The organism is Sphaerisporangium sp. B11E5 (assembly GCF_039871875.1).
Taxonomy (GTDB): Bacteria; Actinomycetota; Actinomycetes; order Streptosporangiales; family Streptosporangiaceae; genus Sphaerisporangium.
The window spans coordinates 16,387-41,403 of sequence record NZ_JBDPMD010000020.1 but is presented as its reverse complement, the minus strand read 5'-3'; the positions used below and the strand labels follow the sequence as shown (position 1 = coordinate 41,403).

General features: G+C 70.6%; 24 protein-coding genes. 12 read left to right on the top strand and 12 right to left on the bottom strand.

Features of this window, described 5'->3' with window-relative positions; translation table 11 throughout:
* Nucleotides 1-151: 151 nt before the first annotated feature.
* On the top strand, nt 152-697 hold the full coding sequence (locus ABGB17_RS19235; protein ID WP_347631374.1) for a dihydrofolate reductase family protein: 546 nt from the start codon (nt 152-154) through the stop codon (nt 695-697).
* A gap of 8 nt (nt 698-705) precedes the next feature.
* Here the strand turns inward: ABGB17_RS19235 and ABGB17_RS19230 are convergent, their stop codons facing one another.
* Nucleotides 706-2,052 (bottom strand): serine hydrolase domain-containing protein, encoded by a 1,347-nt coding sequence (locus ABGB17_RS19230; protein WP_347631372.1) that lies wholly within the window; start codon nt 2,050-2,052, stop codon nt 706-708.
* Between the two features lie 173 nt (nt 2,053-2,225).
* On the opposite strand from ABGB17_RS19230, the gene ABGB17_RS19225 reads away from it, so the two are divergent.
* Both ABGB17_RS19225 and ABGB17_RS19220 read left to right on the top strand, forming a co-directional pair.
* Complete coding sequence (locus ABGB17_RS19225; RefSeq protein ID WP_347631370.1) at nt 2,226-2,963, top strand: VOC family protein; 738 nt, start codon at nt 2,226-2,228, stop codon at nt 2,961-2,963.
* A gap of 334 nt (nt 2,964-3,297) precedes the next feature.
* Nucleotides 3,298-3,876 carry a DUF1062 domain-containing protein gene (locus ABGB17_RS19220; RefSeq protein ID WP_347631368.1) on the top strand — a complete coding sequence of 193 codons (579 nt, stop codon included), beginning with the start codon at nt 3,298-3,300 and terminating at the stop codon, nt 3,874-3,876.
* Between the two features lie 98 nt (nt 3,877-3,974).
* Here the strand turns inward: ABGB17_RS19220 and ABGB17_RS19215 are convergent, their stop codons facing one another.
* The 3 genes from ABGB17_RS19215 to ABGB17_RS19205 form a co-directional block, all read right to left on the bottom strand.
* Nucleotides 3,975-4,769 carry a PIG-L family deacetylase gene (locus ABGB17_RS19215; protein ID WP_347631366.1) on the bottom strand — a complete coding sequence of 265 codons (795 nt, stop codon included), beginning with the start codon at nt 4,767-4,769 and terminating at the stop codon, nt 3,975-3,977.
* A 433-nt stretch (nt 4,770-5,202) separates the two neighbouring features.
* A complete protein-coding gene (locus tag ABGB17_RS19210; protein WP_347631364.1) occupies nt 5,203-6,303 on the bottom strand; it encodes a M20 family metallopeptidase in 1,101 nt (366 codons plus the stop codon).
* Between the two features lie 171 nt (nt 6,304-6,474).
* The gene (locus ABGB17_RS19205) at nt 6,475-7,215 is read right to left on the bottom strand and encodes an SDR family oxidoreductase (RefSeq protein ID WP_347631362.1); all 741 of its coding nucleotides are present in this window, start codon (nt 7,213-7,215) and stop codon (nt 6,475-6,477) included.
* Nucleotides 7,216-7,317: 102 nt separating this feature from the next.
* Between ABGB17_RS19205 and ABGB17_RS19200 the strand changes: the two genes are divergently transcribed.
* Nucleotides 7,318-7,950 (top strand): TetR/AcrR family transcriptional regulator, encoded by a 633-nt coding sequence (locus ABGB17_RS19200; RefSeq protein ID WP_347631360.1) that lies wholly within the window; start codon nt 7,318-7,320, stop codon nt 7,948-7,950.
* Between the two features lie 199 nt (nt 7,951-8,149).
* Here ABGB17_RS19200 and ABGB17_RS19195 read toward each other — a convergent pair whose 3' ends face one another.
* Complete coding sequence (locus ABGB17_RS19195) at nt 8,150-8,533, bottom strand: LysR substrate-binding domain-containing protein (RefSeq protein ID WP_347631358.1); 384 nt, start codon at nt 8,531-8,533, stop codon at nt 8,150-8,152.
* On the opposite strand from ABGB17_RS19195, the gene ABGB17_RS19190 reads away from it, so the two are divergent.
* The 4 genes from ABGB17_RS19190 to ABGB17_RS19175 all read left to right on the top strand — a co-directional run bounded on the left by ABGB17_RS19190 (nt 8,511) and on the right by ABGB17_RS19175 (nt 13,339).
* Complete coding sequence (locus ABGB17_RS19190; RefSeq protein ID WP_347631356.1) at nt 8,511-9,017, top strand: hypothetical protein; 507 nt, start codon at nt 8,511-8,513, stop codon at nt 9,015-9,017. The genes ABGB17_RS19195 and ABGB17_RS19190 overlap by 23 nt on opposite strands.
* 247 nt (nt 9,018-9,264) lie before the next feature.
* Nucleotides 9,265-10,491: a serine hydrolase domain-containing protein gene (locus ABGB17_RS19185; protein ID WP_347631521.1), complete on the top strand. Its 1,227-nt coding sequence runs from the start codon at nt 9,265-9,267 to the stop codon at nt 10,489-10,491.
* 192 nt (nt 10,492-10,683) lie between these two features.
* Nucleotides 10,684-11,091: a hypothetical protein gene (locus ABGB17_RS19180; protein WP_347631354.1), complete on the top strand. Its 408-nt coding sequence runs from the start codon at nt 10,684-10,686 to the stop codon at nt 11,089-11,091.
* Nucleotides 11,092-11,437: 346 nt separating this feature from the next.
* Nucleotides 11,438-13,339, top strand: coding sequence for a CocE/NonD family hydrolase (locus tag ABGB17_RS19175; RefSeq protein ID WP_347631352.1), 1,902 nt, complete (start codon nt 11,438-11,440; stop codon nt 13,337-13,339).
* A 134-nt stretch (nt 13,340-13,473) separates the two neighbouring features.
* On the opposite strand, the gene ABGB17_RS19170 is transcribed toward ABGB17_RS19175, so the two are convergent.
* The 4 genes from ABGB17_RS19170 to ABGB17_RS19155 all read right to left on the bottom strand — a co-directional run bounded on the left by ABGB17_RS19170 (nt 13,474) and on the right by ABGB17_RS19155 (nt 16,225).
* Complete coding sequence (locus ABGB17_RS19170) at nt 13,474-13,719, bottom strand: arabinofuranosidase catalytic domain-containing protein (RefSeq protein WP_347631350.1); 246 nt, start codon at nt 13,717-13,719, stop codon at nt 13,474-13,476.
* Between the two features lie 25 nt (nt 13,720-13,744).
* Entirely contained in the window at nt 13,745-14,194 is a 450-nt protein-coding gene (locus ABGB17_RS19165; protein WP_347631348.1) for a hypothetical protein, read from the bottom strand.
* Between the two features lie 851 nt (nt 14,195-15,045).
* Complete coding sequence (locus ABGB17_RS19160) at nt 15,046-15,171, bottom strand: hypothetical protein (protein ID WP_347631346.1); 126 nt, start codon at nt 15,169-15,171, stop codon at nt 15,046-15,048.
* A gap of 106 nt (nt 15,172-15,277) precedes the next feature.
* On the bottom strand, nt 15,278-16,225 hold the full coding sequence (locus ABGB17_RS19155; protein WP_347631343.1) for a WYL domain-containing protein: 948 nt from the start codon (nt 16,223-16,225) through the stop codon (nt 15,278-15,280).
* Nucleotides 16,226-16,407: 182 nt separating this feature from the next.
* Between ABGB17_RS19155 and ABGB17_RS19150 the strand changes: the two genes are divergently transcribed.
* Nucleotides 16,408-17,436: an alpha/beta hydrolase gene (locus ABGB17_RS19150; RefSeq protein WP_347631341.1), complete on the top strand. Its 1,029-nt coding sequence runs from the start codon at nt 16,408-16,410 to the stop codon at nt 17,434-17,436.
* A gap of 71 nt (nt 17,437-17,507) precedes the next feature.
* Here the strand turns inward: ABGB17_RS19150 and ABGB17_RS19145 are convergent, their stop codons facing one another.
* Complete coding sequence (locus ABGB17_RS19145) at nt 17,508-18,404, bottom strand: helix-turn-helix transcriptional regulator (RefSeq protein ID WP_347631339.1); 897 nt, start codon at nt 18,402-18,404, stop codon at nt 17,508-17,510.
* A gap of 182 nt (nt 18,405-18,586) precedes the next feature.
* Here ABGB17_RS19145 and ABGB17_RS19140 point away from each other — a divergent pair, with 182 nt between their 5' ends.
* The 3 genes from ABGB17_RS19140 (at nt 18,587) to ABGB17_RS19130 (ending at nt 23,452) form a co-directional block, all read left to right on the top strand.
* Nucleotides 18,587-19,447: an SDR family oxidoreductase gene (locus tag ABGB17_RS19140; protein WP_347631337.1), complete on the top strand. Its 861-nt coding sequence runs from the start codon at nt 18,587-18,589 to the stop codon at nt 19,445-19,447.
* Nucleotides 19,448-19,651: 204 nt separating this feature from the next.
* A complete protein-coding gene (locus tag ABGB17_RS19135) occupies nt 19,652-21,865 on the top strand; it encodes an ATP-dependent RecD-like DNA helicase (protein WP_347631335.1) in 2,214 nt (737 codons plus the stop codon).
* A gap of 279 nt (nt 21,866-22,144) precedes the next feature.
* Complete coding sequence (locus ABGB17_RS19130; protein WP_347631334.1) at nt 22,145-23,452, top strand: Ig-like domain-containing protein; 1,308 nt, start codon at nt 22,145-22,147, stop codon at nt 23,450-23,452.
* Nucleotides 23,453-23,614: 162 nt separating this feature from the next.
* On the opposite strand, the gene ABGB17_RS19125 is transcribed toward ABGB17_RS19130, so the two are convergent.
* Together ABGB17_RS19125 and ABGB17_RS19120 are read right to left on the bottom strand one after the other, a co-directional pair.
* Complete coding sequence (locus tag ABGB17_RS19125; RefSeq protein WP_347631333.1) at nt 23,615-24,601, bottom strand: radical SAM protein; 987 nt, start codon at nt 24,599-24,601, stop codon at nt 23,615-23,617.
* A 77-nt stretch (nt 24,602-24,678) separates the two neighbouring features.
* Nucleotides 24,679-25,005 (bottom strand): DUF952 domain-containing protein, encoded by a 327-nt coding sequence (locus ABGB17_RS19120; RefSeq protein ID WP_347631332.1) that lies wholly within the window; start codon nt 25,003-25,005, stop codon nt 24,679-24,681.
* Nucleotides 25,006-25,017: the final 12 nt, after the last annotated feature.

The following is a 25,017-nucleotide window of genomic DNA, read 5'->3' as shown; positions in this document are numbered from 1 at the left end:
CCCCTTTCCGAAGATTCACCGCTCCGCCACCACCGGGTCACCCTGCCCCCTAACCGACCCCTGGCGCCCGCCGGGCGGGTGCCGCCGGGCGGGCCGCGGCGGCGACCCTGCCAGTGAGCCGCGTGCCCGCCCACCCCCCGAGGAGATCACGATGAAGAGAATCGTCGCGTCGTTCTTCCTTTCCCTGGACGGCGTCATGGAGGCGCCCGAGAAGTGGCACTTCCCCTATTTCAACGACGAGATGGGCCAGGCGGTGGAAGACCACCTGGCAGGCGCCGACACCATGCTGATGGGGCGGCGCACCTACGAGGAGTTCTCCGGGGCGTTCGCCGGCCGGACCGCCGACGACGACCCGATCGCGGGGCGGATCAACGCCACCCCCAAGTACGTGGTGTCCACCACCATGACGGCCCCGGACTGGGAGAACAGCACGCTGATCGGCGGTGACGTGGTGGAGGCGGTCACCCGGCTCAAGCAGGGCCCGGGCGCCGCCATCGCGATGAGCGGCAGCGCCACGCTGGTGCGCACGCTGCTGTCGGCCGGCCTGGTGGACGAGCTGCGGCTGCTGGTCCACCCGATCGTGGTGGGCGCCGGGGCCCGCCTGTTCGAGGAGTCGGCGCAGATCCCGCTGCGGCTGGTGGAGTCGCGCGCCTTCGCCACCGGCGTGCTGCACCTGACCTACGCCCCCGAGGCCTGAGCCGGGGTTCACCGCCAGCCGCTCTCCTCGACGCCGCCGGGCACCGGGGCGGCCGGGTCGTAGGGCTCGCGGGTGAAGACGAACGTGTTGACGTCCAGGTGGCTGACGGTGCCGTCGGGGCGGCGCACCACGCGCAGGGTCTCCCCGGCGTAGTAGCCCTCCAGGCCGACCCAGGTGCCGTCCTCGCGCGAGGCGAACCGGGACGCGCGGCCGTGCCCGCCGGCGGGGCCGAGGGACAGCTCGCGTCCCGAGCGCAGCCGCAGCACGTACGGGGCGGGTCCCCAGTACCAGGGGCCGGTGAGCTCCAGCAGGCCGGTGTCGCAGGCGGCGGGCCGCCAGGGGCCAGGGATGACGGGCTCGTGGGCGTCCAGGATGTCCAGCAGGTCGGTGCCGAGGGCGGGGCGCAGGCCGGAGGTGGTGTTGGCCATGAACGCCACGCCGGTGCCGTCGGCGGGGTCGGCCCACACCAGGGCCAGGAAGCCGGGCATGGAACCGCCGTGCCCGGCGAGGCGGCGTCCCCGGTGGCGCAGGAGCTGGATGCCGAGGCCGTAGCCGCCGGTCCAGGCGTCGCCGTCGTCCACCGTGGCCGGCTCACGCATCTCGGCGAGCGTGGCACTGGCCAGCACCGACCGGTCGCCGCGGGCGAGGAACCCGGCCCAGCGGGACAGGTCGGGCAGGGTGGACCACAGTTGCCCGGCCGGGGCCATGGCGGCGGCGTCGTGCTCGGGTTCGGGCAGCAGCACGTCGGCCCAGGGGTGCACCGCGTACCCGGTGGCGTGCGGGGCGCGGGGCCGGGTGGTGGTGTCGCGCATGCCGAGCGGCTCCAGCACCTCCTCGCGCAGCGCCAGGTCCCACGGCACGCCGCGGTGCCGGGCGACCACCTCGCCGAGCAGCGCGAACCCGACGTTGGAGTAGTGGTGGCGCCGGCCGGGCCGGTGCTTGGCGGCGGCGCCGTCCAGCGCGGCGGTCAGCGTGGCGGGGTCCACCCCGGGGGTGCGTTCCCACCAGGGGCCGGGCGGCTCGGCGGTCAGGCCGCCGGTGTGGGCCAGCAACTGGGCGACGGTGACCTCGCCGACGGGTGTGCCGGGCAGGTGCTTGTCCAGCGGGTCGTTCAGGTCCAGCAGCCCCTCGTCGCGCAGCCGCATCACCACGGTGGCGACCATGCTCTTGGTGATGGACCCGATGCGGTACTGCGTGCCCGGCCCGGGCGGCGCGCCGTCCACCTCGCCCCGGGTGCCGGACCAGACCGTCTCGCCGTCCCTGAGCACCGCCGCCACCAGCGACGGCACCCGCGCCTCGACCTGCTCGCCCGCCACCCTGCGCAGCAGCGCCCGCGCCGTGCCCTCCAGAACCATCGCCGACCCTCCCGCCCGCGTGATCCGTGCGCACGCGTTCGCAGGAGAATACCCGCCACGTCCCTCCACGGGCCGCACGTCCCTCGCGCCGCGCTGGGATCACCGCTCCGCCGTGCGTGGCGGGTGTGCGCCCCCGGCGGTTCCCTGATCAGCGCGGGCATAGGATCGGCGCCATGGCGACAAGGCTTGTGCAGATCCACATGAAGGCCGGGGACGACTCCGCGGTGGGCCGGTTCTGGGCCCAGGCGCTCGGCTGGGGTGTCTCCAGCGAGGGGCCCGGTGTGACCAACCTCGAACCCGTGGGCTTCGTCTACCCCGACCCCGCCGCCGTCTGCATCGACGTCGTCCGCGACCCGAACCCCAAGACGGTGAAGAACCGCGTGCACGTCGACCTCGCCACCACCTCCGCGGCCCACCAGGCCGAACTCGTCGCGCTGCTCCGGGGGCTCGGCGCGACGCCCGCCGACGTGGGCCAGGGCGAGGTGCCGTGGACGGTGCTGGCCGACCCCGAAGGCAACGAGTTCTGCGTGCTGGAGCCTCGGGAGATCTACCGGGACACCGGGCCGATCGCCGCGGTGGTGGTCGACTGCGCCGACCCGCGGGCCATGGCCCGGTTCTGGGGCGAGGCGATGGACTGGACCCTGCACGAGGTGACCGGCGACCACGCGACGCTGCGCTCGGCCAAGGGCGTCGGCCCGTACCTGGAGTTCCTGCGCACACCCGACGTGAAGACCGTGAGGAACCGCGTCCATCTGGACCTGCGGCCGTACCCCGGTGACGACCAGGCGGCGGAGGTGGCCCGGCTGCGGGCCCTCGGCGCCACCGACAGCGACGTCGGCCAGGGCGACGTGCCGTGGACGGTGCTGGCCGACCCCGAAGGCAACGAGTTCTGCGTCCTCACCCCGAGGTGACGCGGAGTCCCGCCGGCCCTGTGGACACCGGCGACCGCCACTCGACGCCACCATCGCCTTCCACCAAGGTGAAGAGGCCGCGGAAAACCGTTTGAGCCGTCCTTGCGCGTTCCCGTAGGTTGCCTGCGGCCCCGACCGCCGTGAGGACAGAGGACATAACCGCGTGACCCCGCCCGCTCTTCAGATCTGACACCTTCTACCGCTCACCTCCAAGCCGGCCCTCCCGCCGGCTCCGCCGGGCTGCCCAGGTGCGCCCGGCCATGCAGCGTCTGAGGCCGCGCGTGATCGGCCTCGTGTCAGGTCTAGAGAGCTCATGTCTTCACAACCTCATACCGTGCTGCCCTGGGTCGTTCGCCGGACCAGGCTGCCTCTGCTGTCGTCGCGGTGCGTGGACTGCCGGTCGGAGTCCGCCACCACCGGCGAGGGCAGGTTCCGCGTCAACGCCAACGGCAAGCTGCTGGACGTGTGGCTGCTGGTCCGTTGCGTGTCCTGCGATCGGACGAGCAAGCTCACCGTGCACGAGCGAGCGCCGGTCAGATCCTTCGATCCCGCCGAGCTCCACGGCTACCGCGTCAACGATCCGGGACTGGTGGCCGCCACGCTGCTGGATCCGTTTTTCGCCCGGCGCAACCGCTTCACCCTGGACTGGACGGGGGCCTGGCGGCTGGACACTTCGCCGGCACCGCTCGACCAGGCGTGGCCGGTCCAGGTGGAGGTCGTCTTCGAGGATCCGGTACCGGTCCGCCCGGACCGGCTCATCGCGCAGGGGCTCGGCCTCAGCAGGAACGAGGCACTGCGCCGGATCAAGTGCGACGTCCCGTTGCGCCGTCCGACGAGCGCCGGATTCACCTTCACCGTGATGGCCGGGGAAACCCTTCTGGGAAGTCGCCGAGCATTCGACTCACGTCCCTGAATCACGGCGACGCGGCGACAAGTGCCCCATGATCCCCTCTGGGATCATGGGGCACTGTGCGGCAGGCACAAGGGTTCGGCGGTGCACCGCGTGCAAGCTCAACCCCCTGCGAGGGTGGTCTCCCGGGCACCGGTGTAGCAGACGCGCCGGTACCACTCGTTCGCCAGCATCTGGGCCCGGGCCTGCTCCGGCAGTGCCGTGAGCAAGGTCATCGACGCGCCGCGTCCGACCTCGGACTCGTGCGCGTGCATGGCCGCCCACTTGCGCTCGGCCCACCGCTCGACGTCGAGGTGGGTGGTGACCTGCTCATCGGGGACGCCCGGCAGTGTCATGCCCGGCTCAGGAGGCGTTCCGAACACCGCCTGCCAGTGTGAGATCACCACAGATCGCGGAACGGTCACCAGATAGAGCGCACGCGGACGCCAGGGATCGCCCGCGTCCGGGTAGAGCTGGTCGTAGCCGGCCGCTTCGACCGCGGCCATGGTCACCCGATGCACCTGCACATGGTCGGGATGCCCCGAGGACCCGTACCCGTCGAAGGTGAGCACGACGTCGGGCCTGAACTCCCGTATGTGCTCGACCACCCGTCCCACCGCCTCGTCGAGCGGCACGTCCACGAAGCGGGGACTGCCGGGCGCCGACTCAGGCTTGCGCGCGTCGGCGTAGCCGAGCAGCCGTGGTCCGCCCGCACCGAGGATGTCCAGAGAACGCTCCAGTTCCCCGGCCCGCCGGGTACCCCCGGCCCAGGTGCACGTGACGACGCCGGTCCTGGCCCCCTCGTCGGCGTACCTGGCGAGAGTCCCGCCCGTCCAGATCGCCTCGTCGTCCGGATGCGCATGCACCCCCAGCACCCCGAAGTCCACCGGCATGCCCTTCCTGAACGATCCGATCAACGGCCGCTCATCGTAGCGCCGGGCATCCAACGGGGGGAGCGGTGCGCGTCAGCGGGTTGAAGTCCGGCCCGTGCCGGTGGCAGGGGGATGACTTCCGGGGGTGAACCGGGACGATGAAGGCGGTCTTGCCGGCGGCCAGGGCGCCGGTGGGCCGAGGCCCTGGCCGGCCGGGCACCTGCTCGCCGCGCTGGGGATTCTTGGGTTTCGCCGCACGCACCAGCGTGTGCACGGGAGAGTCCCCCGTCCCCTCGAGCACCACGCCGGCACGCGGGTAAAGGCTTGATCCACGGAACGCTCTGCCGCAGGAGGTGCCGTAACGGTCTTCGGCGCCCGCGGATGTGCCGACGCCTGCGGCCTCCGAGCTGCCCTTCTCTTCGACGCCGGCCGTCTTCGCGGCGGCTTCGACGCCGGCCGTCTCTCTGGGACCGGCAGGTCAGCGGGCGTGGAGGAATGCCGTGAGCGCTCGGTGGTACGGCATCACCGTCGCCAGGTCGGCGTACTCGTCCGGGCCGTGCTGGCCGTCGCCGCCGATGCCGAAGATCACCGCGTCCACGCCCCGCTCGTAGTAGAACCGCCCGTCGGCGGCGCCGTGCTTGCGCAGGAAGGGGGCGTCGTAGCCCTCTTGCTTCGCCGCCGCGCGCAGCGCGCGCACCTCGGGGCGGTCGCGATCGGCGTGGTGCGGCGGGTCGACGTGATCGACGACTGGGATGACGCCGGGCTCGCAGAAGCCCCGCAGGTGCTCGGCGACCTGTTGGGTGGTCCGGCCGTCCAGGTCGCCGTCCTCGGGCGGGAAGCGGATGTCCAGCCATGCCTCGGCCACGGCGGGGACCTGGTTGCGGGCGGCGCCGGGTGTCTCGACCCGCGCGAGGTTCACCGTCGTGCGCCAGACCTCCTCGGTGGCGACCGGATAACGGGCCAGCAGGTTGCCGACGCTGCGCATCAGCTTGAGCAGGGCGTTGTCGCCGAGCCAGGGGTAGGCGCCGTGCGCGCCGCGACCGGTGGCCCGCAGGTTCGCCACGACCATGCCCTTGGAGTCGGTCACCACGCGCAGCCCGCTCTGCTCGCCGATCACGACGAAGTCGCCGATGACACCTTGCCGGAGCTGGTGCAGCGTGCCGTCGCGTCCCCCGACCTCCTCGTCGGTGACGAGTTGCAGCGCGACCGGATAGGGCAGGCCGGCGGCCGACTCGCGGAACACCCACGCCATCACCAGCGCCGACACCTTCATGTCGTGGGCGCCTCTGGCGTACAGGCGATCGCCCTCGCGGCGCGGAACGAACAGCTCCGGCGGCGCCGGTACCACGTCCAGGTGCGCGTTGAGGATCACCGGAAACCGCGGGCGCGCCGCCGAGGCGGGGTAGACCAGCGCACTCGGCTTGCCGCCCGACTCGAACCGCTCCACCGTGAAGCCGGGCCCGGCGAAGTCGAGCACGAGGTCCAGGGCCCGGTGCAGATCGGCGGGGCGGCCCGCCACCGAGGGCACGGCGAGTAACTCCTCGGCCAGGGTGACGAACCACTCGGGAACGTTCTCCATGGCCCCCATGGTCGCCCGCCACCGCCGCCCGCGCCAGGACCCCGTCCCGGAAGCGCTCGCGGTCACCTGCCCCGGGCCTCGATGACGCGCTTCCAGCCGGGCGCCGCCGCCTGAGCCGAAGTCCCACCCCACCGCCGGCACCGGCTCGCGATTGGGGGACGGAGCCCCGGGTCAGGCGGCGAAGCCTCCGTCGACGCTGATGGCGGACCCGGTGATGTAGCGGCCTCCCTCACCGGCGAGGTGTGCGACGGTGGCGGCGATGTCGTCGACGGTGCCGTAGCGGCCGAGCGCGGTCATGCGGCTGAAACCGGGCGCCTGCGGCCCGTCGGCGGGGTTCGCGTGCGTGTCGATCGGGCCGGGATGGATGACGGTGGCGGTGATCCCCCGCGGACCGAGATCGCGGGCCAGTCCCTTGGTGAGGCCGGTGAGCGCGGACTTGCTCATCGCGAACAAGGTCATCCCCGGCCCCGGGACGCGCTCGGTCACACAGGTGCCGATGTTGACGACGCGACCGCCCGGGCCCATGTGCCGGGCCGCCGCCTGGCAGGCCAGGAAGACCGACCGCACATTGACCGCGAGCACGCGGTCCACCTCGTGGGGCGTCACCTGTCCCGGTTCCGCGTTGACGAACGCGGCCGCGTTGTTGACCAGGACGTCGATCCGGCCCCACTCCCTGGCGGTTCGCTCGACCGCCTCGACCGCCGCGTGCGCGTCGGCGAAGTCCGCCTTGACCACCAGTGCCCGGCCGCCGCCGGTCTCGATCCGCCGGGCCACCGCCTGAGCCTCCCCGTCGGCGTTGACGTAGGTGATGGCCACGTTCATCCCGTCCTCCGCCAGTCGCAGGGCGATCGCCGCCCCGATGCCCCGGCTGCCGCCCGTCACCAGCGCCACCTTGCCGGTCAGTTCCGTCACGTCGTCCCCATTTCTTTGTCGATCGGCAAAGAAATGGGTACCAGGGGGCGGCCGGGCCGGTCAAGGGATATCTTGGTCAATCGGCAAAGAAAGGTGGCGGGCATGGCGGGACGAGGCAGGCCGCGTGGCTTCGACCGGGACCTGGCGCTACGCCAGGCGATGCTGGCGTTCTGGGAGCACGGTTACGAGGGCACCTCGATGTCCGACCTCACCACCGCCATGGGCATCGCCTCCGCCAGCATCTACGCCGGCTTCGGCTCCAAGGAGCAGCTGTTCCGCGAGGCCGTCGAGCTGTACGGGACGACGGAGGGCGCCAAGCCGCTGCACTGCCTTGAGGCCTCGGCGACCGCCCGGGAGGGCATCGCCGGCGTGCTGCGGGTCAGCGCCGACAGGTTCGTCGATCCGGCCACGCCGCCGGGCTGCATGGTGGTGCTGGCGGCGTTGACCGGCACGACCGCGAACGCCGGGCTGCGGAGCTTTCTCGCCGAACGCCGCGCGCTCGTGCCACAGTCGTTCCGGCGGCGGCTGGAACGGGGAATCGAGGAGGGCGACGTGACGGACGGCACGGACGTCGACGCCGTCGCCGGCTTCTACGCCACCGTCCTGCAGGGCATGGCCGTCCAATCCCGCGACGGAGCAGACCGGGGACGACTGGAGACCGTCGTGGACTGCGCGCTGGCGGCGTGGGACACCCTCACATCCCCCCGAACATCCCCGCCCGCGACTACGCCGTAGCAGCAGGTGTATCAAGCCAACGATCTATCGGCCCAAAGCGGCTACACCTCTCGTCCGGCTGGAGGCCCACGACCGCGACTTCGCCATCCGATGATTATCGCGTACATCTGCGCGGGCCCGCCAGCGGTAGTGCCGCCCAGGCAGGACGGGAAACTCGTCGGCATGTCGTGACCACCGCGGCGTGCCCAGGATGCGCGGCTCAGGTGGCAAGGGTGCCGACGCCGGCGGCGACTCGGGCGAACGCCCGGATAAGGTCGTTCTCGGTCTCGGTACGCCACACCAGTGCGTACGACAGGGCGTCGATGTCCCGGACGGGCAGGTAGGCGATGTCGGGCCGGCCCCAATAGCGCATCATGTGGGCGGGGAAGAGGTTGACGAGCTCCCCGGTGCTGACCAGGGTGAGGATCTCCTCGGCGTTGTGTACCAAGGGGCCGCGCTCGATCCGGTGTCCTGAGCGGGTGTGAGACGGGACGAAGCCCTCGGCCCAGTAGTCCGGCCTCGACGGGGCGTCGCTGTGCTGGAAGTCCGCGAGCATCTCCAGCGAGACGGAGGTGCGCCGGGTGAGTTCGTGTTCGGCGGCCACGGCCACCACCCGCGGATCGGCGCAGGACCGGGCCCACCGTCAGGTCGGGTTCTTCGACCGGCAGCCAGCAGACCAGCATGACGTGGGTGATGCCGCGGGCCGCCAGGTGGGCGCGTTCGAGGCTGTCGCGCAGGCCCGCGTAGGCCGGTCGCAGGTCGTCGCGGAGTTGGCGGCCGAGCGGGGTCAGGCGGATCTGGCGGCGGTTGGCGCCTGGCTGACCCGCGCCTGGGAAACGTGCAGCCGGTCGGCGATTCCGCTCATCCGGCGAGCTCTCACCGCAAGGCAGTGGGCGGCCTTCGACCAGATCCACGGCCGACGGGTCGGCGCCGACGCGCCCCGGCTGCTGCCGTGGTTGCTGGAAAACGCCGACCCGCAGACCACCGCGAGCGTGCTCGCCACCCTGCCGGAGCCCGCCCGCGCCGCCTACACCACCCAATGGCAGCCCGCCCACGCGGCCCTCGACCGCTGGTGCAGCCGGGCATGACCGTCATCGCGCCCGCCGTCGACCGTGCGGTGCCATGTCAGCGGCGGCGTCAGGACGGCAACGGCCCGGCGTCAGTGCGGTCGGCGATGGTTGACGCCATGAACGGTTCAGCGATCGCGGTCTGCGGGCTTGCGAACTGGGCCACGCCGAGCTCACCCCCGGCCCTCGTGCCGCTCATGGAAGCCCATGAGCGGCACGCCGGGACGGGTCTCGCAGAGATCGAACACTTGAGGCAAGGAGATTCATGATGGGACAGAGCGACAGCGGCTTGTCCAAGCGTGGACTGTACAGACTGCGTGAGGTGCTGGCGCGGCATGTCGATTCGGGGAAGATTCCCGGGCTTGTCGCCCTGGTCAGCCGGGGCGACGAGACGCACGTCGAGGTGATCGGGGCGATGCGGCGTGACGGTGGCGCGCCGATGAGCCGGGACACGATCTTCCGGATGGCCTCGACGTCCAAGCCGGTCACGATGGCGGCGGCGATGGTCCTGCTGGACGAGTGCCGGCTGCGGCTGGACGACCCGGTGGATCCGTGGCTGCCCGAGCTCGCCGACCGGCAGGTGCTGAAGCGGATCGACAGCCCGCTGGACGACACCGTGCCGGCGCGGCGGCCGATCACGGTACGGGACCTGCTGACCTCCACGTTCGGGCTCGGCATGGACATGACGTCGCTGGGCACCCCGATCATGGGCGCGGTCTTCGAGCAGGGGCTCACGCCCAACCTGCCGGAGCCGATGCCCGGGCCGGATGAGTGGATGCGCCGCCTGAGCGAGCTGCCGCTGATGTACCAGCCCGGCGAGCGCTGGCAGTACCAGATCAGCCACGATGTCCTCAGCGTGCTCGTCGCCCGGGTCACGGGTCAGTCGTTCGAGGAGTTCCTGCGCGAGCGCATCTTCGATCCGCTGGGGATGAAGGACACCGCCTTCCACGTGCCCAACGATAAGATCGACCGGCTTCCGACCCTCTACGCGCCCGACCCCCAGACCGGCGAGTTCCACGTGTGGGACGAGCCCGCGGGCGGACGGTGGAGCCGGCCTCCGGCGTTCCAGGGCGGCGGCGGGCTGGTCTCCACCGCCGACGACTACCACGCCTACTTCCGGATGCTGCTCAACGGCGGGATGCACGGCGGCGAGCGGGTCCTGTCGCGGCCCGCCGTCGAGCTGATGACCACCAACCGCCTGACCCCCGAGCAGCAGGCCGCCCGGCACGCCATGGCCGTCGACAACGTCCATGTGTCGTTCGGTCAGGGGCAGCACGGCGGCTGGGGGTTTGGGATGGCGGTACGCACCCACCGCGGCGACTACGCACCCATCGGCCAGTTCGGCTGGGACGGCGGCAGCGGCACCTCGACGTACGCCGACCCGGCCAACCAGCTCACCGGCATCCTGCTCACCCAGGTCGGGGCGTCCGCCCCGCATTCGATACGGCTCATGCACGACTTCTGGACCACGCTCTACCAGGCGATCGACAACTGACACCGAGCCCGCACCCCGGTACGCCCGGCCTCGATCCAACGGCCGGCCCCTGGCGGCCGAACCGTCGACCTCTCCGCGCGGGCTTGGGCTTGGCCCGGCCTCAGCAATCGAGATGCCCTGGGCACCACCGGGACGCGTTTCACCATCCGCCCATTCGATCGAACGTCAGAACAGTTCAAGGAGCACACCATCATGTCCGTCACGCTGACCGACCAGGACACGCTCACCCTGCGCACCGCCGCCTACGGCGCCGTCACGCTGATGTCCGCCGCCGATGCCGCCGGCAAACCCCACAAGGCCGCCACCGAGGGCTCCATCGCGCTGTCCTCCGCCACCGGGCTGGTCGGGCACGTGCTCTCCGAGTACCCCAAGGACATGAAGCTGGACAGCAAGTCGGTAGCCGCCATCGCCGACCAGGTGCTGCCGGCCCTCACCGCAGCCGTGAGCCTGCTCAAGGAGCAGGATTCAGCGGAGGCCGACAACTTCCGCCGCACCGTCCTCGTTGCCGTCGACGCAGCCGCCCGGACTCACCAGGGCCAGCCCAGCCCCACCGTGGCGGAGATGACCCGCAAGATCACCGAAGCCCTCGGCGCCGCTTGACGGGGTGTCGAAGGCCGCTGACAGCACCGTGACCTGCCCGGCCGGGCACCAGGTCCCATTGCCGGCGCCGTCAGGCGGAAACCTTCAGCGCAAAGCGTGCTCCATCGGCTGCCCGCTGCTCTCACGCGGCACCAAGGCCACCGCCGGTCGCACCCTCACCGTTCGCCCGCGCCACGACGAGCCTGCCACTGTCCGGCGGCGCGCTCGCCGTCACCTCCGTGTGCCTCGCCGGCCGACGCGGATCCCGCTGATCTGGCCAGGACACCCGCGCTGACAAGCGGAACCGGTCGCATGGCGCCGGCGATGGCCGCACCGATGACAGCAACCGACCCTGGAAGGGGCGCACATGTCAACCCCGCGACGGCGAACGTCTCTCGCCGCAGTCACCCTCACGACCGCGCTCGTGATCGCCGGTGCTCCCGCCGCGTCCGCGACGGCCGAGCCGAAGATCAAGATCTCCGATGGGGTGACGCAGCCGGTCTTCTCCTACGCCGACGCCATCCGTGAGCACGTCCGGGTGCAGGCGCCGGTCGACAGCGACGGCGACGGCGACGGCAAGAAGGATCTGATCCGGGTGGACATCATCCGGCCGAAGGAGTCCGGTTCCGGGCTCAAGGTCCCGGTGATCATGCAGGAAACCCCGTATTACGACGAGCCGGGCGTCGGCTACGAGATCGAAAAGAAGACCTACGACGCGAACGGGAACGTGACGAAGTTCCCGATGTGGTACGACAACTACTTCGTGCCGCGCGGGTATGCGTTCGTGTCCGTCGACATGATCGGCACCAGGCTGTCCGAGGGCTGCCCGGCCTCCTACGGCGCCGCCGACGTGCTGGGCGGCAAGGCGGTCGTCGACTGGCTGAACGGCCGGGCGAGTGCCTACGACGACCAGGGCGACCCGGTCAAAGCCACCTGGACCACCGGACGGACCGGGATGATCGGCCACTCCTACGAAGGCGCGCTCGGCGCCGCCGTCGCCGGCACCGGCGTGCAAGGGCTGGCGACGATCGTGAACATCGCGGGCTACACCAGCGGATACGAGAACTCGCGCATCAACGGCGTCCTCACCTGGTTCAAGGACGCGGCGGCGTGGCAGGCCGAGCGGGTCGACAAGGATCCGCTCGAGAAGTGTGCGGCGGTGCGTCAGAAGATGCGCGAAGACTCCGACGACGCCACCGGCAATTACAACGCCTACTGGCACGAGCGCGATTACCGGGACGGGTCGATCTCCAAGGCGCGCGACATCCGCGCCAGCGTCTTCTCGGTGATGGGCATGCAGGACCGCAACGTGATCGGCAGCCAGTTCTCCGAGTGGTGGGTCAAGCTGCCCCGCGACGTGCGGCACAAGAGGTGGGTGACGCAGTACGGGCATCTCGAGCCGTTCTGGGCCCGCCGTGAGGCGTGGGTCGACACCCTGCACCAGTGGTTCGACCACGAACTGATGGGCGTGGCCAACGACGTCATGCGCCGGCCGCGCGTCGATGTGCAGCTCGGCCCGGACCGGTGGGTCACCCAGGCCGACTGGCCGGCACCGACGCGGAAGGTGACCTTCAGGCCGCAGCAGGACGGCTCCCTGGGCCGCACTCCCTCGACCGGCACCGGCAGCTACCTCGACGTCGCCCAGACCGAGGTCGCGATGGCCGACACCCCCGCCACCCCCAACCCCCACCGGCTGGCCTACCTGACCCCGCCGCTGAAGAACGCGATGCGGCTGTCCGGAACGCCATCGGCGAGCCTGCGCCTCAAGCTGGACAAGCCGGCCGCCAACCTGGGCGTCCTGCTCGTCGACTACGGCACCGACACCCGGATCGACTACCGCGAGAACAGCCTGACGGCCGCGCAAGGCCTTAAGTTCATCGGCGGCGAATCCTGCGTCGGCCAGAGCACGGCCGAGGACGACGGCTGCTACCTCAGGGCAGGCGACAACACGGCGACCTCCGGCTTCAACGTGGTCACCCGCGGAATCCTGGACGCGCAGAACCACAAGTCGCTGAGCCGCCAGGCACCGCTGACGCCGGGTAAGTCGTACCAGATCACCTGGTCGATGCTGCCGCAGGATTACGAGTTCAAGGCGGGGCACCGGCTGGGCCTGGTGCTGACCGGAACCAACGACGACTTCAACCGCGACGTGAGCGGCAACGAGTCCGGCGAGGACGTCGAACCCGGCACCGGGGCCAAGGTCACCGTCGACCTGGCCGGCACGTCGGTCTCCCTGCCGCTGGTCACCGCCAAACCCACCAAGAAGTAGAAGATCGACATTCGCGTACGGTCGCGGCCAGTGCGGTCGCGACCGCACGTGGACCGGGCCGCCCAGGGGAATGTGAGGTGCGCGCTCGCACTCGCCCCCCGGCCGGGCGCCACGGGATGGCGTCCGGCCGGATCTCACGTGATGTGCGGTGCCGTTGGTGGTGCTGGAGTTCGGCGGCCCCCGTTGTGGTGCGTACCGTCGAGGACGGCGTACATCCCCTCGGGCTGGTCGCCGGTCGCGACGCCGTCGGTGCTGTTGTTGCGGTAGCCGGTGCCGGGAGCGATGTAGACGCCGTACGCCTTCTGGCCGCGCGGTACCAGAGCCCACCAGGCCGGCGACGGCGAGCATTCCGGTGGGTAGGGTCCGGTGGTCCGACTCAAAGATCTCAGGCCCTAAGTGTACGGGTCAGGGGATGCTGTTCTTGAGGTATCCGACCGAGCCGTTGCCGCAGTTGTACATCTCCATTCGGTAGCGGCCGTAAAGGCCGTAAACGTACCCGGACCTATGGGAAATCACGCCGACTCGACCCGAGTAGACGATCGCGTTGGTGCCTGTGTCACGAATACGGGCGCTGCAGCCAGACGCGCTGACACCGGAGTCGTAGTAATAGTAGATCCAGTGCTCAGAGCTGGCCGGAATTGAGCCTGTAGTGCAGCTGGTCACAACGACGACGCAGATCGTCGATGCGGCCTGTGCTGGAGAGGCTGCCACCACGCTCGCGCCCGCCAACAATGCTAACGCAGCACAGTATCTGGTCAATTTTTTCAAGCCCATACCGTTTCTCCCTTTTATGGCGACTTCCAACCCTCGCCGCCGGGTCCGATCGGAATCGATCGAGCCGGGCGCCAAGTCCACACGCCTTGCATGTTAACCGGAGAACCCGTTGACACACCGTTTCCCGGCCCTTTCTGGCATGGACGGTCAAACGCTATGCGCGGTGGGACAATCCATCCGTTCATGCGGTGCGATCAACGTCAGTACGGGCACCGCGAAGAAGACGATCCTGCAATCCCTGGCCGGTCCGACTCAGCGGAAGGGCCTGTGCGAGGCAACGATTTCGTTCAGGGGATCAGCTCGGGCGCACAGCCCGTGCTCGTGACCGTGGAACGACAGAGCGGCCCTGGGACCGGCAACGTCCCGGTGCCCCCACCGATGGGGCCATCAGCGATCGACTCGGCCGCCCCACCCTCGGTGTCGTCGCTGCTCGCTGGACACGCCACCAATCCGTGGGGCCGAGCCGACACCCTGGACATGCTGGGCGCCATCGAGATCCACCCGCAGCCGGGCATCGTGGACCAGATCCCGCTCGGCGCGCTGCGAAGTATCACACTGCGCGGTTCGTGCATGTGCCCGCGCTCCGCGAGGATCTTGATGTCGCGATCCCTTCCGACCGGAACCCAGGAAAATCCTGCAAGCAGGGCCCAGCGGTCGCCGCGGCAGCCGTCGAGGTCTCGCCTGGCAGTCCGATCCGGATCGGGGACCGGGGGGTGCCGGTGCCGGAGATCGCGGGCAAGTGCGGGCAAGCACGCGTCGGTCGCCTCGGTGTACCGAGCCCTGGCCGAAGCCGACGAAGCACAGCGCTCGGCCGGCCTGGCCGCAGCCACCGGATAAGGGCCGGGACTATCAGCACAAGTGGGAGAGGTCCTGGTCGTGGCGCGATGGAGCGACCACACCACCGGCGAGCGCATCAAGATATCGCGGGCCGGTCAGCCCCAGAAGCACGGGAGCTGTCGCGCGCCGTCCACGAAACCGCCGCGGTACTCGGCGACGACCTCGAACCGCTCACCGCGCCCGAAGTGTCCGGCGGGCTCGCCGCCGCCCGCGCCGATCACACAGGGGCAGCAGGATTCACTACAGCGTAATCACCGGAGCAAACCACCCTCCTACGGTCAGGCAACTGCCCCTTTCCGACGTACTTGGTCGGGTTATGGGACGGTCTCAGCGGTAGCGTTCGACGAGCGCGTTGCCGATCGAGGCCAGGTGGTCTCGGACACCCGGAGGGCCGGTCACCTCGAGCCATTCGACCAGCCCGGCGAGCTCGCCGGCGAGCGTGTACTCGTCGTGGCCGCGGATCACGACCTCGATGCGGCCGTCGGTCGTGGAACCTCCCACCTCGAGCCGAGCGCCGAGCCCCATCCGGAGTATGCCGATCCCGTGGGGAGCGCAGACCGCCTGGACCATCAGCGGTGTTCGTTTGCGGTCGACCTCGTCGGCGATCTCTCGCCAGCTCTCGGCGAGGTCGAAGTCCTCGGGCCGGTGCACGGGATCGCCGGTCGGGTCGGCGGATGACACGCGGTCGATCCGGAAGGTCCGTCGGCCGGTCTCGGTGGTGGAGACGAGGTACCACGTCGGGCCTTTGGCGACGATGCCCAGCGGGTGGACGGTTCTCTCGGTTTCGGCGCCGTTGCGGTCGACGTAGCCGAGCCGCACCTGGACGCCGCGGATCACCGCGTCCTGGAGTTCGTCAAGGAAGCGAGGCGGTCGGTGCTCGACCCGGCTCGACCCCCATCGTTGCGGGTCCATGACCAAGGACGACGCTGCTGCCTCGGCCTGCATGCGGAAGGGCTCCGGCAGGGCGTGGACGAGCTTGCGCAGAGCCGCTTTCACGGCCGGCGTCGCAGCCGAGGCCGGGCCGGCGACCAGGAACAGGGCGCGGGCCTCGCTCGCGGTCAATCCGGACAGGTCGGTGCGGGCGCCGCCCACCAGGCGCCAGCCGCCACCTCGGCCCTGCACCGAGTAAACGGGCACCCCGGCCATGGCCAGGGCGTCGAGGTCGCGACGGGCGGTGCGCTCGGAGACCTCCAGCTCTCGGGAGACCTCTGCCGCTGTCACCTGCTCGCGCCGTTGCAGCATCAGGAGGATGGCCACCAGCCGGTCGGTTCGCACGCCGACAAAACTCTCACACGAAACCGGTCGTGGGGTGACCGGTTTCGGGCGGCAGGATGGCGACATGACCTCACCGGCGAGGTCGACCGCAGGCGAACACCCGGGCCTATCAGAGGTGCGCCGGCGCCACCTTCGGGAACTTTCGTCACCCGATCATCCGCAAAGACCGTGAGGAACACGCGATGCTCAATCCAACCGATTTTCCCGTGCCCACCCTGATTCCGGTCAACGGTGTGGAACTCGAAGTCTTCGAAGCAGGCCGAGAAAACGAGGGAAAGCCCATCGTGCTTTGCCACGGCTGGCCGGAGCACGCCTTCTCCTGGCGTCACCAGATGCCCGCCCTCGCCGCAGCCGGTTACCACGTCATCGCACCGAACCAGCGGGGTTACGGCACCTCGTCCCGCCCGACGGAGGTGACGGATTACGACCTCGAACACCTGTCGGGTGACCTCGTCGCGCTCCTCGACCACTACGGATACCAAGACGCCACCTTCGTCGGCCATGACTGGGGCGCGTTCGTCGTCTGGGGACTGACCCTGTTGCACCCCAACCGTGTGAACAAGGTGATCAGCCTGAGCTTGCCTTACCAGGAGCGCGGAGAAAGGCCGTGGATCGAGTTCATGGAAGACATGCTCGGCAGCGACTTCTACTTCGTCCACTTCAATCGGCAGCCGGGCGTCGCGGACGCCGTATTCGAAGACAACACCTTCCCGTTCCTCCGCAACATGTACCGTAAGGGCGTGCCCTTCGCGGCTCCTGAGCCGGGCATGGCGCTGATAAATCTCGCCAGGGCGGCCACACCGCTCGGCGAGCCCGTCATGAGCGACAGCGAACTGGCCGTCTTCGTCGCCGCGTTCGAATCATCGGGATTCACGGGCAGTATCAACTGGTACAGGAACCTCGACCGCAACTGGCGTCTGCTGGCGGACGTGAACCCGATCATCCAACAGCCCGCCCTCATGATCTACGGCGACCGGGACCTGGCGGTCCCGAGGTCCGAAAACCTGACAGAGTTCGTGCCCAACGTCGAAGTGGTCGGCCTGGACTGCGGTCACTGGATCCAGCAGGAAAAGCCCGAAGACACAAACCGAGCGATCCTCAAGTGGCTGGAACAGCAGGATGCCGCCTCCGTAGTGTCTCGCGATCCGGTTCGTGTCACCGGAAGCTCGTCGGCCTCCAGCCCGCATGAGCCTCGGGCCCACCATGAGTGAATCTTGATGCGGCGGCGTGTACCGGATTGCGGGCCAGCGGGCGGCGCGGGGATCCTCACACTCCAGGGTGGTCACTGTTCTGGGGCGGGATCGTGCCGGCGTCGGTGCTGGTGTTCGGTGCCGGAGCCAGGGAGTGTCCAGCTCGCGAGGAGGTCCAGAGCCCGTTTCGACGGTGATCCTGCCTCTGCGGTGTAGACGAACAAGGTCGTGTCGGGGTCTCCGGGCAGGGAAAGGGTTTCGTATTCGACGGTCAGCTCCCCGACCAGAGGGTGGCGGAGGCGTTTGGAGCCGTGGGTGCGCTGGTGTACGCGGTGTTGCTCCCACCACTGGTCGAATTCGGGGCTGTGTGCGCGCAGGTCCTGGACGAGGGTGTGTGTGGCCTGGTCGCCGGGGTCGCGGCCGGCCTCGAAGCGCAGGCTCTCGACCGCGGCCCGCGCCTGCTCCTCCCAGTCGGCGAACAGCGAGCGGGCGTCGTCGTCGAGGAACATCCAGCGTGCGTAGTTGCGGTGCCGGGGGGTCATCCGTTCGAAGTCGGTGAACAGCGCTTTGGCCATCCGGTTGGCGGCGAGGATGTCGGTGCGGCGTCCAAGGACGAGGGCGGGTTCGCCGTCGAGGGCGTCCAGGAGCTGGTAGAGGCCGGGGCGGACACGCTGGACGCCGCGGGGACGTTGCCGGGCCGGCGCCGGGGTCACTCCGATGAGGTCACGCAGGTGTGCCCGTCCTGCGGCGTCGAGCCTGAGGGCGCGTCCGAGGGCTTCGACGACGGCGGGCGAGGGGGTGATGGGGCGGCCCTGTTCCATGCGGGCGTAGTAGTCGGTCGACACTCCGGCCAGGAGGGCGACTTCCTCGCGGCGCAGGCCCGGCACCCGGCGGGCGCGGCCGTCCGGGGGGAGGCCGGCGCGCGTGGGGTCGCCCTGGCTGCGGGCTCGTCTCAGGAAGTCAGCCAGTTCACGGTTGGTCTCGGCCACACAGACCAGTGTCGCCGATTCCGGGCGTTCCCACCTGGCCCTGTGAGTCCTAGGTTGCGCTGTCTGCGGTCGTGCAGGGCGCGATATGCGCGTCCAGCGCCGGGCGTGGTGCACCACGCTGGTGCATACCGGCCCTAGGACCGCTCGGGGCCGCCCCCGGCACCTGGACAAGAAGGACGATCATGGCTATTCCCACAGAACGACCCGCGATCTGGTTCGTGACGGGTACCTCCCGCGGCCTGGGACTCGAACTGGTCAAGCAGCTGCTGGAGCGCGGTGACAGCGTCGCCGCGACGACGCGTTCACCCGAGCGGCTGCTCGCGGCGCTCGGTGACCGGGTCGACACCTCACGTCTTCTCCCCCTCGCCGTCGACCTGCGTGACGAGGCGATGGTCAAGCAGGCCGTGCTTGACACCGTCGAGCGTTTCGGTGGCCTGGACCGCGTCGTCAACAACGCGGGCTACGGCTTCCTGGCCGCGGTGGAGGAGACCAGCGACCGCGACGTCCGCGACATGCTCGACGTGCAGGTCGCCGGCGTGTGGAACGTGCTCCGTGCCGCGCTGCCCATCCTCCGCGAGCAGCGCGGCGGCCACATCGTCAACGTGTCGTCGGTCCTGGGCCTGACCGCCGTTCCGGGCTGGGCCCTGTACTGCGCGGGGAAGTTCGCGCTGGAGGGACTGAGCGAGGCCCTCGCGGCCGAGGTGGCGGACTTCGGGGTCAAGGTCACCATCGTCGAACCCGGCTACTTCCGCACCGCCTTCCTCACCGAGGACTCGCTCGCCCTGCCCGCCGGCACCACCGAGCACTACCCGGCCATCCGCCAGATGGTCGCCGACCACCTCAAGCTCCAGGGCAGCCAGCTCGGCGACCCGGTCAAGGGCGCCGGAGCGATCATCAGCCAAGTCGTGGCCGGCGACGGCCCGCTGCGCCAGCTGCTCGGCTCGGACGCCCACTCCTACGCCACCGCCAAGGTCCAGGCCCTGCAAGCCAACCTCGACGCCACGGCGCTCAGCGCACCCGCCACCGATTTCCCCGCCGCCTGACATCGGCCGATACGCCAGAGAGGTACTGGCCCGAACCCACACCGGGTGCGGCTCTTCCACCCAGGATGAGCCGCACCCGGTCACGGCCATAGCGATATTGCCATCGACGCGTCCCACGCATCTGACGCGTCCTTGGTGACGATCTCTTGGGCGGGCTCCGGCTGCTCTACCCTTTGGCGAAAGCTCTGGACGCAGGGGGGTTCTGTGACGACTCGATCAGACGGTCTCCCTGCTGTTTCTCTTGACGCGGTCCTGGAGCGCATCACCTACGCCAACGAGGAGACCGGGTACACCATCGCGCGGGTGGCGGTGGAGCGGGGCGGGGACGAGTTGGTGACGGCGGTGGGGCCGTTGCTGGGGGCGCAGGTGGGGGAGAGTCTGCGGCTGACGGGGCGGTGGGGGAGTCATCCGCGGTACGGCAGGCAGTTCGAGGTGTGGTCCTACAGCACGGTGCTGCCGGCGACGGTGCAGGGGATCCAGCGGTATCTGGGGTCGGGGCTGATCAAGGGGATCGGGCCGAAGATGGCCGAGCGCATCGTGGACCACTTCGGTCTCGACACCCTGGAGGTGATCGAGAGCGCCCCCGAGCGGCTGGTGGAGGTGCCGGGGCTCGGGCCCAAGCGCACCAAGATGATCGCCGCGGCGTGGGAGGAACAGAAGATCATCAAAGAGGTGATGATCTTCCTGCAGGGCGTCGGGGTGTCCACCTCCATCGCGGTGCGCATCTTCAAGCAGTACGGCGACGCCTCCATCACGGTGGTGCGCACCGAGCCGTACCGGCTGGCCGACGACGTGTGGGGCATCGGGTTCAAGACGGCCGACACCATCGCCCAGGCGGTCGGCATCCCCCACGACAGCCCCGACCGGGTCAAGGCGGGCCTGCGGTACACCCTGTCGCAGGCCGCCGACGGCGGGCACTGCTTCCTGCCGGCGCCCAACCTGGTGGGCGACGCGGTGAAGATCCTGGAGGTGCCGGCCGAGCTGGTGGCCACCTGCCTGGAGGAGCTGGCCGCCGAGGAGGGCGTGGTGCGCGAGGAGGTGCCCGCCGGGGACGGCACGGTGCCGGCGGTGTACCTGGTGCCGTTCCACCGGGCCGAGCTGTCGCTGGCGGGGGCGCTGCTGCGGCTGCTGGAGGGCGGGCACGACCGGCTGGCGGCGTTCGGGTCGGTCGACTGGGACGCGGCCCTCGGGTGGCTGCGCGAGCGCACCGGCACCGAGCTGGCCGCCGAGCAGGCCGAGGCGGTGCGGCTGGCGCTGACGTCCAAGGTGGCGGTGCTGACCGGCGGCCCCGGGTGCGGCAAGAGCTTCACGGTGCGCTCCATCGTCGCGCTGGCCCGCGCCAAGAAGGCCAAGGTGGTGCTGGCGGCCCCCACCGGGCGGGCGGCCAAGCGGCTGGCCGAGCTGACCGGCCACGAGGCGACCACCGTGCACCGGCTGCTGCAGCTGCGGCCCGGCGGGGACGCCACCTTCGACCGGGACAACCCGCTGGACGCCGACCTGCTGGTGGTGGACGAGGCGTCCATGCTGGACCTGCTGCTGGCCAACAAGCTGGTCAAGGCGGTCGCGCCCGGCGCGCACGTGTTGTTCGTGGGGGACGTGGACCAGTTGCCGTCGGTGGGGGCGGGGGAGGTGCTGCGCGACCTGCTGGCCGCCGAGGTGCTGCCCCGGGTGCGGCTCACCCAGATCTTCCGGCAGGCGCAGAAGTCGGGGGTGGTGGTGAACGCGCACCGCATCAACACCGGCCTGCACCCGGTACTGGAGGGCATGTCCGACTTCTTCCTGTTCCCCTGCGAGGAGCCCGAGGAGATCGCGGCGCTGACCGTGGACGTGGTGGCGCGGCGCATCCCGCGCCGGTTCGGGCTGGACCCGCGGCGCGACGTGCAGGTGCTCGCGCCGATGCACCGGGGCGCGGCCGGGGCGGGCAACCTGAACACCGCGCTGCAGGAGGCGCTCACCCCGTCCCGGGAGGGCATGCCCGAGCGGCGGTACGGCGGGCGGGTGTTCCGGATCGGCGACAAGGTCACGCAGTTGCGCAACAACTACGACAAGGGCGCGGCCGGGGTGTTCAACGGCACCGTCGGCGTGGTGGTGGACCTGCGCCCTGAGGACGGCCGGCTGACGGTGCGCACCGACGAGGACGAGGACGTCGAGTACGCCTTCGACGAGCTGGACGAGCTGGCGCACGCCTACGCGGTGTCCATCCACCGTTCCCAGGGCAGCGAGTACCCCGCGGTGGTGGTGCCGCTGGCCACCAGCGCCTGGATGATGCTGCAGCGCAACCTGCTGTACACCGCGGTGACCCGGGCCAAGAAGCTGGTGGTGCTGGTCGGCTCGCGCCGCGCCCTCGGCCAGGCGGTGCGCACCCGCGGCGCCGGCCGCCGCCACACCGGCCTCACCCACCGGCTGCGCCAGGGCTGAGCACCCCCGTCGCGGGGGCCGCGGGATTCGGTGTGCCCGCTTCACGGCCGCGGTGATCGTTAGTTCGCGGGCTCCCAGGGCAATATGCAGGCCATAGTCATCTCAAATACTGACAAAGGGCGTAAGCGACGCCGACCAGGCCACAGGCCCGTTGACGTCCGCATTCGCCCCGCACGGTGGCCGAAATGTGATCTAACTCGCCCAAAAGATGTACGTATCGGTGCCCGTGCCTATTAGGGTTTTTTTCATGGGACTTTGCCGACTGGGGGAGAAGTGACCGTGCGGGGCGTTCGTCAGCGTCTCAGGACACCTATCGCCACCCTCGCCCTGGTGGTGGCGGGGCTGCTGACCGTGTCGTCGTGCTCGGGCGGCGGCCCTGCCCTGCCCGGCGCCTCCTCCGGTCCGGGCGCCGGCAGCACGCCCGCCGTCCCGGCGCCCGTCATCAAGGTGAGCCCGGCCAAGGGCGCGGCCAAGGTCCGTCCCGACAAGCCGGTCGTGGTGAGCGCCACCGGCGGCGCGCTGGAGGACGTCAGCGTGTCCAGCGGCGGCAAGCCGGTGGAGGGGGAGTTCAACGCCGACCGCACCCGCTGGGTGTCCACCGGCAGGCTCAAGCCCGCCGCCGCCTACACCGTGACCGCCAAGGCCGCCGGCGAGGGCGGCCCCGCCACCGTCACCAGCGCCTTCAAGACGCTGACCCCGGCCCGTCAGCTGCGTATCGCCGACATCACCCCCAACGTCAAGGGCGAGACCCTCGGCATCGGCATGCCGCTCATGGTGACGTTCGACCAGGACGTGCGGGACAAGAAGTCGGTGGAGGGCGCGCTCACGGTGACGTCCGAGAAGCCGCACACCGGCGCGTGGCGGTGGATCAGCGACCGCCAGGTCATCTACCGCCCCTCCAAGTACTGGGCGGCGCACCAGAAGGTCACCTTCAACGCCGACCTGCAGGGCGTGCGCGGCGCGTCCGACATGTACGGCGTGCGGAACTACGCCAGCACCATGAAGATCGGCGCCGCGTGGATCAGCACGGTCAGCGTGCGCTCCCACACGATGGTGGTGCGCAAGGACGGCAAGGTCGTCAAGCGCATGCCGATCAGCGCCGGCAAGGCCACCACCCGCGAGTACACCACCACCAACGGCATCCACCTGACCATGGAGCGCGGCAACCCCGTCACGATGATCTCGCCCGGCAAGAAGGAGGGCGACCCCGGCTACTACAAGGAGATCGTCAACCACGCGGTGCGGATCTCCAGCAGCGGCGAGTACGTCCACAGCGCCCCCTGGTCGGTCGGCTCGCAGGGCCGGGCCAACGTCAGCCACGGCTGCATCAACGCCCGCCCCGACCAGGCCAAGTGGTACTACGACAACTTCCACCGCGGCGACATCGTCAAGATCACCGGCACCAACCGTGAGCTGGAGTGGAACAACGGCTGGGGCTTCTGGCAGATGCCCTTCAAGCAGTGGCGCAAGGGCAGCGCCCTTCCCCAGACCCCCAAGACCGCCACCCCGACCCCGACTCCCTCCGCCGAGGCCACCGACCCGGCCACCCCGGTCGCCCCCACCGACCAGGCCGCCGTCACCGGCTGACCCACCCCCGGCAGCGGGCCGAACGCGCCGCCCAGGTCCGGCGAGGAGATAGCCGGGGGGATGGCCGAGCTCGCCGGGCGTCCGTTCACCGGCGCGCCCTGCGGGGTCGTCCGGCCGGGGAACCTCACCAGGCCCGGCGGTGCTCACCCCGGGCGCCGGGTGTCAGAGCAGGGCCATCTGGCGGTCGGCGGCGCGGGCGGGGGACCAGGGGCGGTGCCTGGCGCCGATGCCGTACAGGCGGGCCAGTTCGGTGACGCGGGCGGTGACGCGGTCGCGGTAGGACTGGGCGGCGACGGGGCCGGTGCCGTACAGCTCGGTGTACCGGGGCAGCAGGGCGGGGTGTTCGTCGGCGAGCCAGCGCAGGTACCAGTCGCGGGCGCCGGGGGGCAGTTGCAGGACCAGCGGGGTGATGCTCACCGCGCCGGTCTCGGCGACCCGGCGCACCACGGCCCGGAGCTGGTCCTCCGAGTCGGTCAGGCACGGCAGGATGGGTGCCATCAGCACCCCGCACGCGGCGCCGCGCTCGTTGAGCTCGGCGCACAGCTCCAGGCGTTTCTGCGCGCTCGGCGCGCCCGGCTCGACGGCGCGGCGCAGCCGGTCGTCCACGAACCCGACCGACACCATCACCCGCGCGTCGCAGACCTCGGCGGCCTGCGCGATCAGCTCGGCGTCCCGCAGCACCAGCGTGCTCTTGGTCATGATCTGGAAGGGGTTGCCGGTGTCGCGCAGCGCCGCCATGATGCCCGGCATCAGCCGGTAGGTGGCCTCGGCCTCCTGGTAGCAGTCGCCGGTCAGCCCGATGGCGATCGTCTCACCGCGCCACCCGGGTTTGGCCGTCTCGGCCCGCAGCCGCCGCGCGGCGTCGGTCTTCACCACGATCGCCGTGCCGAAGTCCCGCTCGCCGTCCAGCCCGAGGTAGCGGTGCCCGCGCCGCCCCGCGCAGTACAGGCACGAGTGGGCGCACCCCCGGTAGGGGCTGACCGCCCAGGCGGCCCCCAGCCCGAGGGCGGGCGGGACCTTGTCGATGATGGTGCGCGACGCCACCTCGTAGAAGGTGGTCGCGCCCTGCGCCCGGCGCACCGCCCGGCGCTCGATCCGCGGACGTGCCGCGGGGGCGTCCGCGACGAGGGGAAGAGCGTCGAAACGCATGCCCCACAGTGGAACACGTTTTCGATACCATCCGCAACCCGGACACGCCGTCGCCCGCGGCCCCGGCGGGCCACCGGTCAGGCGCCGGGCGTGGGGTAGGGCGTGGCCGACACCACCGCGGTCACCGGCACCGGGCCGTAGATGTGGGGGAACCGCTCCGCCGCGCCGGGCGGGGTCTCCAGGACCACCGGGCACCCGAGCAGGGCCTCGTCGATGGCCAGGACCACCAGGGGTTCGGTGACGCCGCCGTAGTAACGGCCGGCGACGCCGGTCAGCTGCGTCATGTCGGTGCAGGCGTGGATGTAGCCCTCCTGCTCCAGCGTGCGGCCGAGGGTGGAGACGCGGTACTCCCCGGCCTTTCGCGCGGCGTCCCAGTCGGCGGCCAGCGCCAGGTGCAGAATCATCGCCGCGCTCCT